The organism is Niveispirillum cyanobacteriorum, assembly GCF_002868735.1.
In the GTDB taxonomy this organism is placed as follows: domain Bacteria; phylum Pseudomonadota; class Alphaproteobacteria; order Azospirillales; family Azospirillaceae; genus Niveispirillum; species Niveispirillum cyanobacteriorum.
This window is the reverse complement of record NZ_CP025613.1, coordinates 838,220-855,387: the sequence shown is the minus strand read 5'-3', so window position 1 is coordinate 855,387 and position 17,168 is coordinate 838,220. Positions and strand designations below refer to the sequence as shown.

Here is a 17,168-nt window from a genome sequence, read left to right as displayed (position 1 = left end):
TGCGTCTGAGGTATTTCAGATCGTTTATGCCTTAGGGCCTAGATCATGGATCAATTGCACCCTTCGGGAGCGGGCATGTCGCTTTTTTGTCGTGTGTTTTCGAGAATCGCTTTAGTTTCCGGCTCACGTTGACCCCCTTTCCTGCCGATGGACGTGGCGATTGTCCCCTTACATGACGGTTCTGAGGTGTCTTTTTCTGGTGGCGCTGCACCATGGCGTGCAACTTCATCCGGATGAGTTGCCGCCCGATGTGCCGGGCGATCCCGTACCGGCCGTACTGAAATCCATGCATGGCGCCGGCCTTAAGGGCCGTAAGACACGCGTCAGCTGGAAGTCCGCCTGTCACCTAGGCAGTGCTTACCCGGCAATTGCGATCCGGAAGGATGGCAGCTGGGTCATTCTTGCCTATGCGATGGAGGTGGAGGGCCGGATGTCGGCTGCCGTACTGGACCCCACGCGTGAGGCTGAGGGCGTCCGGTTTCTGTCCGAGGAGGAATTCACCTCCACCTGGACGGGCGAGATCATCCTGGCCAAGCGTGCCTGGGCCCTGATGGATGAGAACCAGCCCTTCGGCTTCCGCTGGTTCCTGCCGGAGATCCTGCGCAACGCTAAATTCTTCCGTGGCGTCGCCATCGCGGCCATCATGGCCAATCTGATCGGCTTGGCGCTGCCGATGATGTTCCAGGTGCTGGTCGACAAGGTGATTACCCACCATAGTTACCAGACGCTGTTCGTCATCGTCCTGCTTTATATATTGCTGACAGTCTTTGACGGGTTCTTCGGCTATGTCCGCCAGAATCTTATGTTGCTGGCATCGAACAAGATCGATGCCAAGCTGACCAGCCGCACTTTCCGGCACCTTCTTTCGCTGCCGCTGCATTTCTTCGAGCGCAACAGTGCGGGTATCCTGACCCGGCATATGCAGCAGACGGAGAAGCTGCGCCATTTCCTGACCGGCAGGCTGTTTCAGGTTTTCCTGGATACTGTCACATTGCCGGTGCTGCTGGTGCTGCTGTTCCTTTACAGCGGCCTGTTGACTGCTGTGGTGCTGGCCTTCTCGGTCGTCATCGCGGCGATCATCGGCTTCATGGTGCCGATCTTCCGGCTGCATCTGGGACGGTTGTACGAGACTGAGGCCAGCCGTCAGGCGCATCTGGTCGAGACACTGCATTCCATGCGCGCCGTCAAGTCACTGGTGCTTGAAGAGAACCGGCAGCAGGCATGGGACAGTAAAGTGGCCCTGGCCGTCCGGCGCCATGCCAAGGTTGGCGGCATCAGCATCCTGGGGACCGTGCTGACCGGCGGTCTGGAAAAGCTGATGCAGATCAGCGTGCTTGCCATCGGTGCCGTTCAGGTCTTCGACGGCGCCATGACACTGGGCGCGCTGATCGCCTTCAACATGCTGTCGGGTCGCGTCACAGGCCCGCTGCTTCAGATCGTGGCCTTGATCAACGAGTACCAGGAGGCGGATCTGTCGGTGCGTATGCTGGGCGAGGTGATGAATGCCGAGCCGGAGCGCAGTGGTCATTCCCGTCAGTCCCGTCCATATATCACGGGCAAGATGTTCTTCGAGGATGTGACCTTCCGTTATGCTCCCGGTGCCACTCCGGCGCTTGACCGCGTGTCCTTCGATATCGAGGAGGGGCAGGTTGTCGGTATCGTCGGTCGGTCGGGGTCAGGCAAGACCACGATCACCCGACTGATCCAGTCCATCCACATCCCGCAAGAAGGTCTGATCAAGCTGAATGGTGTCGATCTGCGCCATATCGAACTGAACCATCTGCGCAAGTCCATCGGCGTCGTGCTGCAGGACAATCTGCTGTTCCGCGGCACCATCCGTGAGAATATCGCGGCTGCGCGTCCCGACGCGCCGCTCCATGAAATCCTTCAGGCGGCCCAGATGGCGGGCGCTGACGAATTCATCGACCGCCTGCCTTTGTCCTATGACACGATGGTCGAGGAGAATGCTTCCAACTTCTCCGGCGGCCAGCGCCAGCGTATCGCTATCGCCCGTGCCCTGGTGACACAGCCGCGTCTTCTGATCTTTGATGAGGCGACCAGCGCGCTTGACCCGGACAGCGAGGCCATTGTTCAGCGTAACCTGACGCGCATCGCCGAGGGACGTACCATGATCATCGTCTCGCACCGGCTGTCGTCCTTGGTTAAGGCTGACAAGATCATTGTTCTGGAACAGGGCAAGTTGGTTGACTGCGCCCCCCACTCCATCCTGCTGCAACGCTGCGACATTTATCGGCACCTATGGCAAACCCAGACACAGCACATCCATTGATGCGGCCCTTCCAGGCGCTGCGTGAGCGCTGGCGGCGGTTCTACGGGACGCCGGCCCCGCGCCTGCACGTGGCTCCTGAAGCCATCGAGTTCCAGTCGGAACTGGAGATGATCGTCCGCGAACCGCCGCCACCCATTCTGGGGGCGCCCCACCTGATTGCGGCGGGGATGCTGGCACTGATGGCCATCATTGCGTGCTTCGTTCAGATGGACCGTGTCGTGGTGTCCACAGGCCGCCTGGCCACGCAGGTACCGCCCATCGTGATGCAGCCGCTGGAACGTTCCATCGTGCGCCAGCTCCTGGTCCAGCCCGGTGAACGTGTGACCAAGGGACAGCTGCTCGCCACGTTGGACCCGACCTTCACGCTAGCCGACCGCAGTGCCCTGTCGGCGCAGCAGCGCGCCTTGTTCGCGCAGTTGCGGCGGTTGGAGGCGGAGGCTGCGGGTAAGACCTTGCCCGAGACAATGGCCAGTAGTGACGATCCGGACATGGCGTTGCAGGCCCGGCTGTTCCAGCAGCGCCAGACCCAATACCGGTCGCATCTGGACAGTCTGGATAGCGGCATTGTCAGTCTTGATGCCTCGCTGCGGGCCGCTCAGGATGATGAAAAGTCGCTGACGGCCCAGATGGTGGTCTATCGCGATGTGGAGAATCTGCGCTCCCAGCTTTTCAAGGCGCAGACGGGGTCGCGGCTGCAGCTTCTGGAGGCGCAGGCCCAGCGTCTGGAGACTGAGCGCTCGCTTCAGGGTACCACCAATCGTATCAAGGAATTGCAGGCCGATCTGGCCGCAAAGCGGGCGGAGCGGCGGAATTTCGTGGATGACTGGCAGCGCCAGCTTCTAGAACAGCTTGTGGAAACCCGCCGTCAGGCCTCCCAGGTCGATGAGGATCTGGCTAAGGCCGTCCGTCGCAACGATCTGGTCGAGATGACGGCGCCCGCCGACGCCGTTGTGCAGGAGGTGGCCCGCCTGTCGCCCGGTTCCATCGCCCGGGAAGCCGAAGCGCTGATCACCCTGGTGGCGCTGGATACGCCGCTGATCGCCGAAGTGGTGATCCAGTCCGGTGACATCGGCTATGTTAAGGCGGGTGATCCGGTTGAGGTGAAGGTTGCACCGTTCCCGTTCCAGCGCCATGGCATGTTGAAGGGTCGGCTGCGGTCAGTCTCCCGGCAGAGCTTTGTGCCGGGTACAGCGGAGCCGCTGGACGCGCTGCGCACGCCGACGGTTGCCGGTGCCTATGTGCATACGGCGCAGGTCGATCTTGACAGCCTGACGCTGGAGCGCATGCCGCAGGGTGCGGTTCTGACGGCGGGCATGGTGGTGCAAGCCGAAATCAAGGTCGGCAGTCGCAGCCTGATGTCCTATTTCCTTTATCCCGTGCTGCGCGGCCTGGACGAGTCCCTGAACGAACCCTGATCAGTCCGCGCGGATGGCGACGCGGTCCAGCGTCGCCTCAAATCCGCGCGTGAATGTATGCGTGTCGCCCAAGGTGGCCTGCCAGTGTTCGGGCGTGGTCCGGCTGCGGATCGCCCGGTAAAGGTCCGGTGTGTTGTACAGTGCCACGGCCCGGTCGACGTAATCATCATCTTTAGTGGTGATGAGTTCCGGCAGGTCCATGGCCCGCAACAGGGCGCCAGCCATCCGGCTGGCGAAGGTTTCCCGTGACAGGGTCAGGATCGGCAGGCCAGCACGCAGCGCGTCGCTGGCCACAGTGCCGGCATTATAAGGGGTCGTATCCAGGAACAGGTCGGCCAGCGCCATGCGGGCGCGGTAACGGTCGGGCATGGCACGGGGGGAGAAGATCAGCCGGTCGGGATCGATCCCGTGCCGTACCGCCTGTGCCCGCAGATTGCCCACCACCCAGCGATTATCCTCCAGCAGCCAGAGGACGCTGTCGCGTGTGCGGGCCAGGATGCGCATCCACAGGGCGAACATGGCTTCGGATATCTTGTAGGAGCCGCAGAAGCAGCAGAAGATGAACCGGTCCTGCGGCAGTCCTTCATCCGCACGGCTGATATCGGCCATCGGCACGGGCCGGCCATCATTGGCCTGATAGACGCCGGGGAGATAGAGCGGTCGGGGCCAATATTGATCCGCGATGGAAGGCGGAATCGCATATTCGTCGGTCAGAATGTAATCCAGCTCTGGGATCGGTACCGGTCCGATGAAGCCGAGATAGGTCATCTGTACTGGCGCCGGTTTCCAGCGCAGCACGTCCAGCCGTTCGCCCACAGTAATACCGTTGAGGTCGATCAGGATATCGATCTCATCGGCCCGGATCTGGCGGGCGACCGTTTCATGATCCTTGTCGCGGACAAGGCGGCAATGATCCAGGGCCGCCAGCACGCGAGCCCGCATGTCGCTGCCATCATCCGGGCTGGAGCAATAACCATAGATCTCGAACCGGTCACGGTCGTGCCGTTCCAACAGTTCGGCCACCAGGAAAGTCATGGCATGGCGGCAGAAATCCGACGACATATAGCCGATACGCAGCCGGCGATGGGCATAGCCGGTGGCAGGTGCCAAGGGCTGCGTCACGGGCACCGGTCGGCGGTCCAGCCAGGATTGCACCGTCCGCCGCTGTTCGGCCACATTGTCGGCCAATGCCAGCGTGGCAAGCCCGCCGCACTGGTCGCGCAGCTGTTCAACCGTCAAGCCAGGTATGCCCGGTCCAAACAGAGGCCAGGCGCACATGTTCTGCCGGACGAAGGCCCAATGCTGGACCACATAATGCTGATCGGGTTTAGTCAGCAGGCTGCGATAATAAGTCGTTTCCGCCTCATCCAGGCGGGACAGCTTCTCCAGCAGCCGGCCCCGCTGGTTCAGCAGCTTGGTTCGCGCTTCGTCATCCTGCAACGCGGTGTTAATCGTCGCCAGGGCTGTTTGCGTATCGCCCGCCGCCTCGCGGATGCCCGCAAGGTTAATGGTGGCCTGCCACAAGGACGGCTGCAACAGAAGGGCGTTGGTGTAAGCGGTTGCTGCCGAGCCGGAATCCCCCCGTGCGGCCAGTTCGACGCCGAGATTGAACCAGATGGGCGCGCTGTCGACACCGCCATTTCCTGGTGAAACGAGCCATTCATGCAGCATGTCGGCGGCCCAATGCCGGTTGGGCATGGGGTCAGCCTGCGCAACAGCGGCCATCGCCTCAATCGCCGGCAAGCCCGACAACAGATGACGCCAGCGGCTGCGCGTTGCCGGATCAACCGGTGACAGGCCCGGCGGCGCACCCCGCAGATCGGCGATCAGGAGATCGACAGCTGAGGGTGCCGTCATGCCGGCTGCGTCCACAGTCTGACATCGCGCGGAACCCGTGTCAGGGCGTGCCGCTTGGCCAGGGCCTTGCGATACCGTTCTTCGTAATCCGGCAGGAAGCCGAATTCCTCGGCATCATGGTCCATGGCGCTGCCGATTTCCAGATAGAGGTCCAAATTGGTCAGATCGGGGACGGGCAGGGCACCGGCCTCCCACTCCGCCCACATGCGGTCGAAGGCATCCTCCATCGCACGGGCGAAACCATTGGTGTTGAACAGAACGGACGTGTGGCGCAGGTCCAGAAGCTTCTGCCGGGCAGCGGCCAGGGTTGCCGGGTCACGTCCCAACCGCACGGCCATCTCCACATAGGCTGCCGGGCTGTCACACACGAATTCCGGCGTGCCGGCAGCCGTCACCAGTGAGGCGCAGACACGGGATGCGAAGCCCCGACCGGGCAGAGTCAGGACGGGCACCCCCATCCACAGCGCATCCGACGCCGTCGTATGCGCGCCATAGGGGCTGCTGTCCAGGAACAGGTCGGCCAGGACATAGCGCGCCAGATGATCGGCATTGGCGGCATAGGGGGCGAAGATCAGACGGGCAGGGTCGATACCGGCCTTGGCCGCTTCTTCCCGCAGGCGGTTATCACCTTCATCTCCGCCGCGCAGCAGCCAGAGCACGGAACCGTCGACCTGCCTCAGGATGTCCAGCCAGCGGGCCATATTGAAACGGGTCATCTTCTGCTGGCCATTGAAACAGCAGAAGACCACGCCCTGTTCCGGCAATCCGTGCTGGGCGCGCGACTGCGGTTCCGGCGAGATGACCCGGTAGCGGTCATTAGGCTGGTAGCAGGGGACCCGTTCCACTTTCTCGCTGTAATATTTCTCTGATCCGGGCGGAATGATCACCTGATCGGCGATGATATAGTGGTGATAGGGGCTGGCCATTGTGCCGGGATAGCCCAGCCAGTTGACGATGACCGGGGCGGGGCGGCGGCCCAGCATCCGTGTGCGGGCATCCCGCGTATTGCCATTGATATCGACCAGGATGTCGATCCCGCACTCTTCCACCAGGGCTGCGGCGGCGGCATCATCCAGGCCCGTAATATCGTGCCAGTGATCGACACTGCCCCGGATGCGATGCATCACTGCATCCTCGATGCGCACGCCGCAATAGAATGCCGTCACCTCGACACGGGAGCGGTCATGAAGCCCGAACATTTCCGCCGTCAGGTGGCCGATGGCATGGTTGCGCAGGTCGGACGAGAGATACCCGATACGCAGGCGCCCGTCGGGCGCGCGGCGACGATGGGCGAAATCGGCGCTGGTCTTGAACTCATCGGGCCACCCCACATCCAACCGATTGTGCGAGTAGGCATTGGCAAGGCTGAGTATGGGATCGTCTGTGAAATAGGCCAGGGTCAGAGGGGCCAGCGTGGCCATGATCTTTTCCGGTGTCACGGGGCCGAAAGATTGCAGCACCGGCCATTTGCATTGCCGTTGACGGACATTGGCCCAGTGCTGCATTTCCTCCCGCCGTGCCGGCGCCACATCCAGTGACAGGCGCAGCACCTCCTCCGCCTCGGACATTTCCTGCCGGCTCATCCGCACGCGGGCCAGCTGCTTCAACACTGTCAATTTGTAATTGATCGTGTCGGAAGAAACGCCCGACAGGTTGCCGACGGCATGGCCCCAATATTGGATGGCCATATCGATCTGGCCCACCCGTTCCAGGGCGGACCCCAGCGATATGACGGCGGGCGTGAAATCCGGCCGCACACGCACCGCCTCATTAAAGGAATAGAGCGCGCCATTGCCGTCATCGCTGCTCAATTGCAGTGAGCCGAGATTGAACCAGGCCGCATGTATGGCAGGGTGCCCTTCATTGGCCGCCAGCCAGTCCTGATAGGCACGGATGGCGGCTCCCTTGCCATGCTCCGCTTCGGTGGCGTGGGCGAGGGCAAACAGCTCGTAGATATCCATGGCTTGCAACGCGTCAGTTGACGGGACGGATGATCAGGCCAGGGACACGCCCAGTTGATCGGCGAAATAGGCGATGGTGCGCGTCAAGCCTTCCTCCAGATGGATGGTCGGCTGCCAGTTTAGGAGGGTTTTGGCCTTGGTGATGTCGGGGCAGCGCTGCAGCGGGTCGTCCTGCGGCAGGGGTTTCCAGACGAACTCCGATTTGGCGCCCGTTAACCGCACTACATTCTCCGCCAGCTGACGGATCGTGTATTCGCCGGGATTGCCGATATTGATGGGGCCGGTCACCTCATCCGGGGCGGCCATCAGACGGATGAAACCCTCGATCAGATCATCGACATAGCAGAACGACCGGGTCTGGGTGCCCTCGCCATAGATGGTGATCGGATTGCCCTGCAGGGCCTGCACGATGAAGTTCGACACCACGCGCCCGTCATTGGGGTGCATGCGTGGGCCATAGGTGTTGAAGATGCGGGCCACGCGGATATTGACGCCATTCTGGCGATGATAGTCGAAGAACAGGGTTTCCGCGCAGCGCTTTCCCTCGTCATAGCAGGCGCGGGGCCCGATTGGGTTCACGTTGCCGCGATAATCCTCGGTCTGCGGGTGCACTGTCGGGTCGCCGTAAACCTCCGACGTGCTGGCCTGGAATATTTTGGCCTTGGTTCGCTTGGCCAGTCCCAGCATGTTGATGGCCCCATGGACAGAGGTCTTCGTCGTCTGCACTGGGTTGAACTGATAATGGATGGGCGATGCGGGGCAGGCGAGATTGTAGATCTCATCCACCTCTACAAAGAGCGGGAAGGTGACGTCGTGGCGCATCACCTCAAAATAGGGGTTTGGGATCAGGTGCCGGATATTCTCCCGCGAGCCGGTGAAGAAATTATCGACGCACAGCACCTCGTGTCCGTCATTCAGCAGTCGTTCGCACAGGTGTGAACCCAGGAAACCGGCACCACCAGCCACCAATACCCGCTTGCGTGCGCGTTTCATGCTTATCCTTCTTGGGCGTTCGCGAAGGCCGCGCCGAATGGCGGGTCTTTCATGATCAACATGCTTAATCTATAACCCAGCGCAGGGGGGGCATGCCAAGGAGAAGCGTGTCTGTTCCTGTTTCTGCTGTTCGAAAGCCTGGCGGTACCGCCGCCTGACCATCCCAGAGGATGTTGCCTTGGCCATCGCCCTTCGTCATTGCATCGCGCTGACCGGTCTTCTGGCATTGGCAGCCTGCGGTAGTCCGCCACCGGTTGTGCAAACCCCGGCGGCACCCGTGCGCCCTGCGGACCCGGAACTGGTCTTCTGGGAGAGCGTGCGGGATTCCAAGGATCCTGCCGAGTATTATGCCTATCTCCATGCCTATCCGGCGGGCCGCTTCTCCGCCCTGGCGCGACTCCGGATCGAGGCGCTGACCCCGAAGGTGCAGAAGGAGGCGGCGCCACCGCCCAAGGCCAAGCAGCCGGCCATGTCCAGCCGGTTGCCGGCCCCGCCGCCCAGCCATCAGCAGGGCGAAACCACCATCGCAGAGGCGCCGGCACCGCCCGTCAACTGGGCCAAGATCGATGACCTGTCGGGCAGGGCCGGGCCGTTGCTGCGCAGCCAGATTATGGATTGCTGGGAACCCCCGCCGCTGCCGCGCGGGGCCGGCAGTTTCCGCGCTGAGGTGGGCATCTATTTCGACCCCGCGAACGGCAAGGTGCGGGGTGCGGCCTTCCTTGGGGGCAATCGGGAGATGACCGACGACGTATTCTCCCGTTTCGTCAACAGCGCCGTCGCCGCCCCCATGGCACCGGCCTGTCGGTCGCTTGACCTGCGCCAGGCCGGTGGTGATGCCGACACTGCCGGCTTGGTTCTGCTGTTCGCATTGGACAGTCCGCCGTAAGGTCGTCAAGCCATTTGAACTTTGTCCCCCGTTTCCAGTCGGGGACTGTTGATGCGGGCCAGATCCTTAAGCAGTGCCTGCTTCCATTCCGGATCGAGATAGCGTTTCTCCCGCCGTGCCTCACGACATGCATCTATGGCGAGTTCCCTTGGGTCTGCGCCTGCCCGTGGGCGCAAGTCAATGGGCACCCGCTCCAAAAGCGGTGCTTGAGCGGCTATATCCATGGCCGGTGCTGTCTCCAGCCAACTTTCCGCATCCCTGAAATGATTATGAAGTGCGAGAGCAGTCATGTATGGGCACGCGGATAGAAGCTGAGGTTCTGATACTTTGTTGAGTACCGCCATTGGCAGCAGGGGTGCCAGGCTGGGGGCCACCAGATTGGCATAGGTCTCTGCCTTCCAGTAAAGTTTTGCGATATCGCAGAAGTGAGAAATATCCCGAATGGCTTCCAGCCCACTTTCGGTCATGGGCATTATCTCAACTTTTGGCTTTGTGATGTTCACTGTATCATTTGCAGCGTCGACATACAGACTTCCAATCTGAGTGGCGTTCTGGAAATAGCGCTCCCGCAATGCGCCCCAAACGGGTCTGATTAAGCCACCTTGACGGCGGAACGCATGCAAGGCCCGTTCAGCGCGGGTGGTGGGTGTTGCTATCCGTTTCAGGAGGTGCTGACGGACGGCTGTAGTAATTTCCTCACATCGCCCTACAGGATATGGGATATTTTTGTTAAGCGGGTACTGTCTTGCCAAGACGGGGTCCAATTCCCGACGTAAATCCATTAACATATCGTGCAGATCGGTTAATACTGGAAAAATAAATCTCTTAGTAAGTGCATTCTGCTTTCTGTCGGTGGGAACCGGTTGATGGTTCAAATAACCCGATATGATGCTGGTCATGACTTTTCTTGTGATTTTACATTGTGGGACTGCTGTATAGTATACGTGTGTATTCCAAAGTGTATCCACCTTTGTCATGTTCCATCCGCATAGGCCATGCGTTGTTGTCGCATGGATATGCCTACCTCATAGTTTGCGAATGCGAACGCTTCGCAATATAGTCCGTGCCGGACGGGATCGGTGATGTCAGGCAAACTGCTGACATCATAAGCGAATAAGAAGCATTTGCGCTTTTCGTGGGCGCACCAGAAAGGTTTGAAAGAGATGGACGAGAAGATGAATTCCCAGGTGGCGCGAGGCCGTATGGCCCTGATGGCGGCCCTGTCCGTTGGTGTGGCGGCCTCTGCCGCCCCGGCGCTTGCCCAGCAGACGACGACGCCCGCCACCAAGGAAGGCGAGAAGAAGACCGTCATTCTGCCGACCCTGGGGGTGGAAGGTCAGGCGGCGGCACCTGCCAACAAGCCGGAAGTGGTTGCGTCACCGAAATACACGGCCCCACTGCGGGAGACACCGCAGACTATCACTGTTATTCCCAGCACGGTGATCAAGGAACAGAACCTGCTGAACCTGCGTGACATCCTGTCCAATGTGCCCGGCATCACCTTTGCCGCCGGTGAGGGCGGGGTCGGCGGTTCCGATAGCATCACCATGCGCGGGTATAGCGCCACCAGCGACATCGCTGTGGACGGCGTGCGTGACAGCGGTGCTTATATCCGTTCCGACAGCTTCAATCTGGAACAGGTCGAGGTTACGAACGGCGCCAATTCCGTCTACTCGGGTTCCGGCTCCGTCGGCGGCACCATCAATCTGGTGTCCAAGACCGCCAAGGACGATAGCTTCACCCAGGCCAGTGCCGGGATCGGTACTGACAATTACTATCGCGCCACCGTCGATGCGAACCAGAAGCTGGACGATAATACCGCGCTGCGCATCAATGGCATGTGGCACCGCAATGATGTGCCGGGCCGCGATGTGGAGGAATTCAAGCGCTGGGGCTTCGCGCCGTCGCTGACCCTGGGTCTGCGCAGCGACACGCAGGTCTCGTTCAGCTATTTCCATCAGGAAGACAACAACATTCCGCAATATGGCGTGCCCTACGCCCTGAACGCCTATTCCAACGGCATCCTGCCGGGGGCCGATGGCGAGGCCTATTACGGCTATCGCAACATCGACACCCAGGAGAGCACGGTCAACAGCGGTACCGTGAAGATCGACCATCGTTTCAACGACAGCCTGTCGGTCAGCAACCTGTCGCGCTGGCAGAAGGTGGATGCGTTTGTCACCACCTCCTATCTGCAAGGCACCTGGTGCCTGTCCAGCGGCATCAACGCCTATACGGGTGCGGCCTGCACCACGCGCGGCCTGTTCACGCCCAACACCAACCGCGGCATCACCCGCGATGCCAGCACCACTATGCTGTATAACCAGACCGACCTGAAGGCGAAGGTCGTGACGGGCGGCATCACGCATGATCTGGTGCTGGGTGCCTCCATCTCGTCGGAGAATTTTGACCAGAAGTCGGGCAACCGCCTGCGCAATGCCGATGGCACGGTACCCACTGCCAGCTTCACGCCCATCACCATCGCCAATCCGGAGAATGTCTGGAACGGTCCGGTGAATTTCACCGTCACTGCCGACGCCGACAGCGAACTGGAGAATCAGGCGCTGTACCTGTTCGACCGCATGCAGCTGAACGATCAGTTCGAACTGAATGGCGGCGTGCGGTGGGAGCACAATAAGGGCAGCTACCAGACCACCAGTTTCGCCTATGCCACCACCGGCGTCACGACAACGGCGGCCCCCGTGGCCCGCAATGAGGAGAACCTGTTCTCCTGGCGCGCCGGTGCCGTTTACAAGCCTCTGCCCAATGGAAGCGTCTATGTCGCCATCGGCAATTCCAAGACCCCGTCGCAGAGTGCGGTCAATGGCTCCTGCACGGCAACCGGTACCGGCACCACCTGCAATGTCGATCCGGAAACCGCCAAGAATTATGAGATCGGGACCAAGTGGGACCTGCTGGACGCCCGTCTGGCTCTGACCGCTGCCCTGTTCCGCAATGAGCGCACCAATTACAAGGTCACCTCCAACGACCCGGCGGTGCCGGATCAGCAGTTGGACGGCAAGTCCCGCGTGGATGGTGTGGCCTTGGGTGTGGCCGGCATGGTGACCGAAGGCTGGAACGTCTTCGCCAACTATACCTATCTGGACAGCGAGGTTCTGCAGGGCGTGTCCGACTTCTGTCTGGCCAACCCGACGGTCGCCGCCTGCGCCACGGCGCTGGCCGGTAATAACGGCCGCAAGGGCGCGCCGCTGACCAGCACGCCCAAGCATGCCTTCAGCCTGTGGACCACCTATGACCTGCCCATTGGCGTGCAGGTCGGCTATGGCGCCACCTATCAGGGCAAGATCTATCCCAGCAATTCCACGACCCTGATGAACGCGGTTCCCAGCTACTGGGTCCATCGCGCCTCGGCGTCCTATTTCGTCAATGATCAGGTCGAACTGCGCCTGAACGTCAACAACCTGTTCGACAAGACCTATTACACCCGCGTCCGCAATGTTGCGGCCAGCGGCTGGGCCACGCCGGGCGAGGCGCGCAACGCCATGCTGACGGTGAATTACAGCTTCTGATCCGCCCGTCCCGCGGGATTGGAAGCTGTGGCGGCGGTCGCGTGAAGCGGCCGCCGCCTTTTTGATGGTTGCTTTGATGCAAATCAGAGTGGATCGCATTAGCGGATGCTATAGGCTGTAGCTCATCCCAGCGGCACGATATCATGACTGATGGTCAAGATTTCGTGCCCCTCAGTCGCCGGCGGGCGCATCCGCGCCCTTGGCTACGCCGCACGGGCGGCGCGGCGGTAGTCACCGCCGTCCCAACGGTCATAGATTATGACCGTTGGGATCACAGCTTTCTGTCAGGACCCTTCATCATGATGATCAGCATTCCCGACGTTTTGACCCCGGAGCAGGTGCGGCAGTGCCGCGCGGCGCTCGATGCCGCCGACTGGGTCGATGGCAAGGTCACGGCGGGGTTCCAGTCGGGCAAGGTGAAGGAGAACAGCCAGCTGCCGGAAGGCCACCCGGTGGCGCAGCAGTTGGGGCAGGTGATCCTGGATGCCCTGTCAAAGAGCCTGCTGTTCATGTCGGCGGCGCTGCCAGCGCGGGTGTTCCCGCCGCTGTTCAACCGCTATGCCGGGGGACAGCATTTCGGCCCCCATGTCGATAATGCCATCCGGCAAGCCCCGTTCGGCGGCCCCCGCATTCGCACCGATCTGTCCTGCACCCTGTTCTTCAGCGATCCGGATGAATATGAGGGCGGGGAGCTGGTGGTGGAGGACCTTTATGGTCACCACGCCGTCAAACTGCCCGCCGGCCATATGGTGTTGTATCCCAGTTCCAGCCTGCACCATGTCCGGCCCGTGACGGCAGGCGCACGCGTCGCGTCCTTCTTCTGGCTGCAAAGCATGATCCGCGATGATGGCGAGCGGCGGACCCTGTTCGACATGGACATGGCCATCCTGGCGCTGAACAAGGATATGCCTGACCATCCAGGCATCCTGTCGCTGACCAACACCTATCACAATCTCCTGCGCCGCTGGGCGGAGGTGTGATCAGACAGCCCCCGCCAGCCACGCTGAGAAAGCCTTCAGGGCGGGGCCGGGCAGGCGGGATTTGGGCCAGGTCAGCCAGTAGCGACCGGTGGTGATGGTGGGGGTGAAGGGCTGGATCAGACGGCCAGCCGCGATCTCCTTTGCAAACATCATCACGGGTGCGATGGCCACGCCATGGCCCTGTAACGCCGCCTCCACCATGATCCAGGAACTGTCGAAGACGGGGCCGCGCAGGGGTGGGCAGGCGGCGTCGGCGGCGGTGAACCAGTTGGGCCATTCATCCGACCGGTAGGACCGCAGCAGCCGTTCCCCTGCCAGATCGGTAGGGCTTTGCAGACGGGCGGCGATGGCGGGGATGCAGAGGGGGGACATCGGCGCCGTGAACAGGGGCTGCGCCTCCATCCCGTGCCAGGCGCCGTCACCGAAGCGGATGGCAGCGTCCAGACCTTCGGCCTGGATATCGACGCGGTTATTGTTGGTGGACAGGCGCAGATCGATGAAGGGATGGTCGGCCAGGAACCCGTCAATGCGTGGCAGCAGCCAGCCGGCGGCAAAGGTGCCGACCACGCCAACCGACAGCAATTCCGTAACGGGTCCACCATCAAACCGGTGCAGCAGCCGGGCGATCTGATCGAAACTATCACGCACGCCCGGTAGCAGGGCCATGCCCTCATCCGTCAGCACCAGACCGCGCGGCAGGCGGCGGAACAGGGTGGCGCCCAGCCGCGCCTCCAGCCCCTTCACCTGATGGCTGACGGCGGCCTGCGTCACGCACAGCTCGATGGCGGCCTTAGTGAAGGACAGATGCCGGGCCGATGCCTCAAAGGCGCGCAATGCGTTCAGGGGCAGGTGCGGGCGGGTCATAGATGGCCTAGTTTTTCTAATGCTTCATCCGATTTATCACAGTTTGTCGGGGTCTAACAGCGCCGCTAGGTTATCCGCACAACAAGGGAGACAGAGATGCTGACGCGACGCCAACTTATTGGAAATACGGTATTCTTTGGCACACTGGCAGCCGCTTCGCTGAAAGGGCTGGCGCCGATTCCGGCAGGTGCCGCCCCCACGGATGGCATGAGGGAAGCTATGGCTGCGCTGGAGCGGGCGCGGGGCGGACGACTGGGCGTGACCCTGCTGGACACCAAAACGGGGGCCGCCATGAACTGGCGCGGGGATGAGCGGTTCGCCATGTGCAGCACGTTCAAGTTCCTGCTGGCCGGTTACATCCTGTCGCGTGTCGATACGGGGCAAGAGCGGCTGGATCGGTTGGTCACGTTCGGTAAGCATGAACTGGTGATGTGGTCGCCCATGACCGAACCGCATGTGGACAAGGGGATGAGCATTGCCGACCTGTGCCAGGCCATCATGATCCAGTCCGACAATACGGGTGCCAATGTCCTGATGCGTGAAAGCGGTGGGCCAGCAGCGCTGACGGCCTTCCTGCGCGCGACGGGCGATGGCGTGACGCGGGTGGACCGGATTGAGCCGGAGATGAATGTCGTGGGGCCGGGCGATGTGCGCGATACGACCACACCGGTCTCCATGCTGGGCCTGATGCGGTCGCTGCTGCTGGGCGATGTGCTGAAACCTGCGTCGCGGCAGTTGCTGATCGATTGGCTGATCGACAACCGCACGGGCAAGGATCGGCTGCGCGCCGGTCTGCCGGCGGGATGGCGCATCGGGGACAAGACCGGGACTTATGAAGCCTTCAATAATGACATCGCGATCCTGTGGCCGCCGGCCGGCGGGCCGTTGTTGCTGACCAGCTATTACGCCAATCCCACGGCGGACAAGGCCGTCCGAAACATTGTCCATGCCGAAGTCGCGGCCATTGTGGCAAAGGCCTACGGAACCGTCTGACGGACTGACAAGGCCGGGGAAATCGGTTACCTAAAGGAGAATGATAAGCGAGCGGGGAGGGGGCGGGTTGGCCATCGGGCGGCGGCAATTCCTGGCGGCGGCCATGCTGGCGGTGCCGGCGGTGCGGGCGCAGGAAGGGGTGCATTTGCGCATGTCCTGGTGGGGCGGCAATGATGTCCACCGCGCCCAGTTGCGCGCCCTGGAGGCGTTCGAAGCCCGCTATCCCGGCATCAAGGTGACGGCGGAATATACGGGCTGGGTCGGTCATCTGGAACGGCTGACCACCCAGATTGCTGGCGGCACCGCCCCCGACGTGATGATGGTCAATTGGAACTGGCTGAAGCTGTTCTCCCGCGATGGGGAAGGGTTCCTGGACCTGGCCCAGGTGGCCGATATTATCGACCTCAGCCAGTTTGACCATGATGCCATAGCCATGTCGTCCGTACGCGGGCGGCTGAACGGCCTGCCGCCCAACATGACGGCGCGGCTGTTCTGGTTCAACAAGACCACCTTCACCAAGGCGGGCCTGCCCATCCCCGACAGCTGGGAGGCGCTGCTGGCCGCTGGGCCCTTGTTCCGTGACCGGCTGGGTCCTGACCACTACCCGCTGGACATGAATTTTCAGGATACGGTGGCCCTGCTCTATAGCTGGATCAGCCAGAAAACCCAGTTGCCATTCATTGATGAGGAGGCAAGGCGACTGACCGCGGACCGCGACCTGCTGGTGGCGGCGGCAAAACTCTATCAGCGGCTGGTGGATCAGCATGTAGTGCCATCTGCTCGCGAACGGGCCAGCTTTGGGCATGTGCAGTTACAGGAGACGCGGCCCTGGATCACGGGCCGCTATGCCGGCATCTATCAATGGACCAGCTCTGTCGGCAAATATGTGGAGACGCTGGAACCGGGCCAGAAAATGGTCCTGGCCCCCTATCCCATGCTGGAGGGGGCCGCCGATCCGGGCCTGCTCTATAAACCCGCCATGATGTACGCCATCAACCGGCATACGCAGCACCCGCGCGAGGCAGCCCTGCTGCTGCAATTCTTGCTGAACGATCCGGAGGGGGTGCGTATCCTGGGTGCGCGGCGCGGGGTGCCGGCCAGTGCGGCGGCTCGTCGTACGCTTGAGGAAGACGGTCAATTGACGGGTTTGGCTCTGGAAGGGCAGCGGCAGATCGAAAGCCTGCCGCGCGGCATTGTCCTGTCGGGATATTATGAGCATGCCCGCGTGCGCGACGGCTTCAACGACATATTGGAGAAACTGGGCTATGGCATGCTGACCCCGGAAGAGGCCGGGCACGCCATGGAGCGTGAGATCAACGGCATTCTGAAACGGGTGATACGATAGCGATGCTTATGATGACACCGGTTTCCGGTTCGATTAAGCTCACCGATCATTCAA

The 17,168-nt window shown here is 61.7% G+C and carries 12 protein-coding genes; 7 read left to right on the top strand and 5 right to left on the bottom strand.

Going from position 1 to position 17,168, the window contains the following annotated elements; genetic code table 11:
* The first annotated feature begins 160 nt into the window (after positions 1 to 160).
* Entirely contained in the window at positions 161 to 2,290 is a 2,130-nt protein-coding gene (locus tag C0V82_RS24495; protein ID WP_102115017.1) for a peptidase domain-containing ABC transporter, read from the top strand.
* Entirely contained in the window at positions 2,290 to 3,705 is a 1,416-nt protein-coding gene (locus C0V82_RS24490; RefSeq protein WP_158660179.1) for an HlyD family type I secretion periplasmic adaptor subunit, read from the top strand. The genes C0V82_RS24495 and C0V82_RS24490 overlap by 1 nt, the downstream gene beginning before the upstream one ends.
* Here the strand turns inward: C0V82_RS24490 and C0V82_RS24485 are convergent, their stop codons facing one another.
* The 3 genes from C0V82_RS24485 to C0V82_RS24475 are packed head-to-tail and all read right to left on the bottom strand — an operon-like array spanning position 3,706 to position 8,516.
* Positions 3,706 to 5,562: an O-linked N-acetylglucosamine transferase, SPINDLY family protein gene (locus C0V82_RS24485; protein ID WP_158660178.1), complete on the bottom strand. Its 1,857-nt coding sequence runs from the start codon at positions 5,560 to 5,562 to the stop codon at positions 3,706 to 3,708.
* The gene (locus tag C0V82_RS24480; RefSeq protein WP_102115014.1) at positions 5,559 to 7,523 is read right to left on the bottom strand and encodes an O-linked N-acetylglucosamine transferase, SPINDLY family protein; all 1,965 of its coding nucleotides are present in this window, start codon (positions 7,521 to 7,523) and stop codon (positions 5,559 to 5,561) included. Before C0V82_RS24480 ends, C0V82_RS24485 begins: the two co-directional genes overlap by 4 nt.
* 33 nt (positions 7,524 to 7,556) lie before the next feature.
* Positions 7,557 to 8,516 (bottom strand): UDP-glucuronic acid decarboxylase family protein, encoded by a 960-nt coding sequence (locus tag C0V82_RS24475; RefSeq protein ID WP_102115013.1) that lies wholly within the window; start codon positions 8,514 to 8,516, stop codon positions 7,557 to 7,559.
* Between the two features lie 178 nt (positions 8,517 to 8,694).
* Between C0V82_RS24475 and C0V82_RS24470 the strand changes: the two genes are divergently transcribed.
* Positions 8,695 to 9,402 (top strand): hypothetical protein, encoded by a 708-nt coding sequence (locus C0V82_RS24470; protein ID WP_102115012.1) that lies wholly within the window; start codon positions 8,695 to 8,697, stop codon positions 9,400 to 9,402.
* Between the two features lie 5 nt (positions 9,403 to 9,407).
* Here C0V82_RS24470 and C0V82_RS24465 read toward each other — a convergent pair whose 3' ends face one another.
* Positions 9,408 to 10,301, bottom strand: a complete 894-nt coding sequence (locus C0V82_RS24465) for a hypothetical protein (protein ID WP_102115011.1) — start codon at positions 10,299 to 10,301, stop codon at positions 9,408 to 9,410.
* A gap of 264 nt (positions 10,302 to 10,565) precedes the next feature.
* Here C0V82_RS24465 and C0V82_RS24460 point away from each other — a divergent pair, with 264 nt between their 5' ends.
* On the top strand, positions 10,566 to 12,932 hold the full coding sequence (locus C0V82_RS24460; protein WP_211107950.1) for a TonB-dependent receptor: 2,367 nt from the start codon (positions 10,566 to 10,568) through the stop codon (positions 12,930 to 12,932).
* Positions 12,933 to 13,231: 299 nt separating this feature from the next.
* The gene (locus C0V82_RS24455; RefSeq protein ID WP_102115010.1) at positions 13,232 to 13,912 is read left to right on the top strand and encodes a Fe2+-dependent dioxygenase; all 681 of its coding nucleotides are present in this window, start codon (positions 13,232 to 13,234) and stop codon (positions 13,910 to 13,912) included.
* On the opposite strand, the gene C0V82_RS24450 is transcribed toward C0V82_RS24455, so the two are convergent.
* The gene (locus C0V82_RS24450) at positions 13,913 to 14,776 is read right to left on the bottom strand and encodes a LysR family transcriptional regulator (RefSeq protein WP_102115009.1); all 864 of its coding nucleotides are present in this window, start codon (positions 14,774 to 14,776) and stop codon (positions 13,913 to 13,915) included.
* Between the two features lie 207 nt (positions 14,777 to 14,983).
* Between C0V82_RS24450 and bla the strand changes: the two genes are divergently transcribed.
* Both bla and C0V82_RS24440 read left to right on the top strand, forming a co-directional pair.
* Positions 14,984 to 15,769, top strand: a complete 786-nt coding sequence (gene bla, locus C0V82_RS24445) for a class A beta-lactamase (protein WP_211107951.1) — start codon at positions 14,984 to 14,986, stop codon at positions 15,767 to 15,769.
* Positions 15,770 to 15,836: 67 nt separating this feature from the next.
* Positions 15,837 to 17,114, top strand: coding sequence for an ABC transporter substrate-binding protein (locus C0V82_RS24440; RefSeq protein WP_158660177.1), 1,278 nt, complete (start codon positions 15,837 to 15,839; stop codon positions 17,112 to 17,114).
* Positions 17,115 to 17,168 lie beyond the last annotated feature (54 nt).

Bases quoted from the DNA above. Each gene is read 5' to 3' on its own strand.
- C0V82_RS24490 (WP_158660179.1), top strand. From the start codon at position 2,290: ATGCGGCCCTTCCAGGCGCTGCGTGAGCGCTGGCGGCGGTTCTACGGG.
- C0V82_RS24455 (WP_102115010.1), top strand. From the start codon at position 13,232: ATGATGATCAGCATTCCCGACGTTTTGACCCCGGAGCAGGTGCGGCAG.
- C0V82_RS24485 (WP_158660178.1), bottom strand. From the start codon at position 5,562: ATGACGGCACCCTCAGCTGTCGATCTCCTGATCGCCGATCTGCGGGGT.
- C0V82_RS24475 (WP_102115013.1), bottom strand. From the start codon at position 8,516: ATGAAACGCGCACGCAAGCGGGTATTGGTGGCTGGTGGTGCCGGTTTC.
- C0V82_RS24450 (WP_102115009.1), bottom strand. From the start codon at position 14,776: ATGACCCGCCCGCACCTGCCCCTGAACGCATTGCGCGCCTTTGAGGCA.
- C0V82_RS24460 (WP_211107950.1), top strand. From the start codon at position 10,566: ATGGACGAGAAGATGAATTCCCAGGTGGCGCGAGGCCGTATGGCCCTG.
- bla (WP_211107951.1), top strand. From the start codon at position 14,984: ATGAGGGAAGCTATGGCTGCGCTGGAGCGGGCGCGGGGCGGACGACTG.
- C0V82_RS24465 (WP_102115011.1), bottom strand. From the start codon at position 10,301: ATGACCAGCATCATATCGGGTTATTTGAACCATCAACCGGTTCCCACC.
- C0V82_RS24480 (WP_102115014.1), bottom strand. From the start codon at position 7,523: ATGGATATCTACGAGCTGTTTGCCCTCGCCCACGCCACCGAAGCGGAG.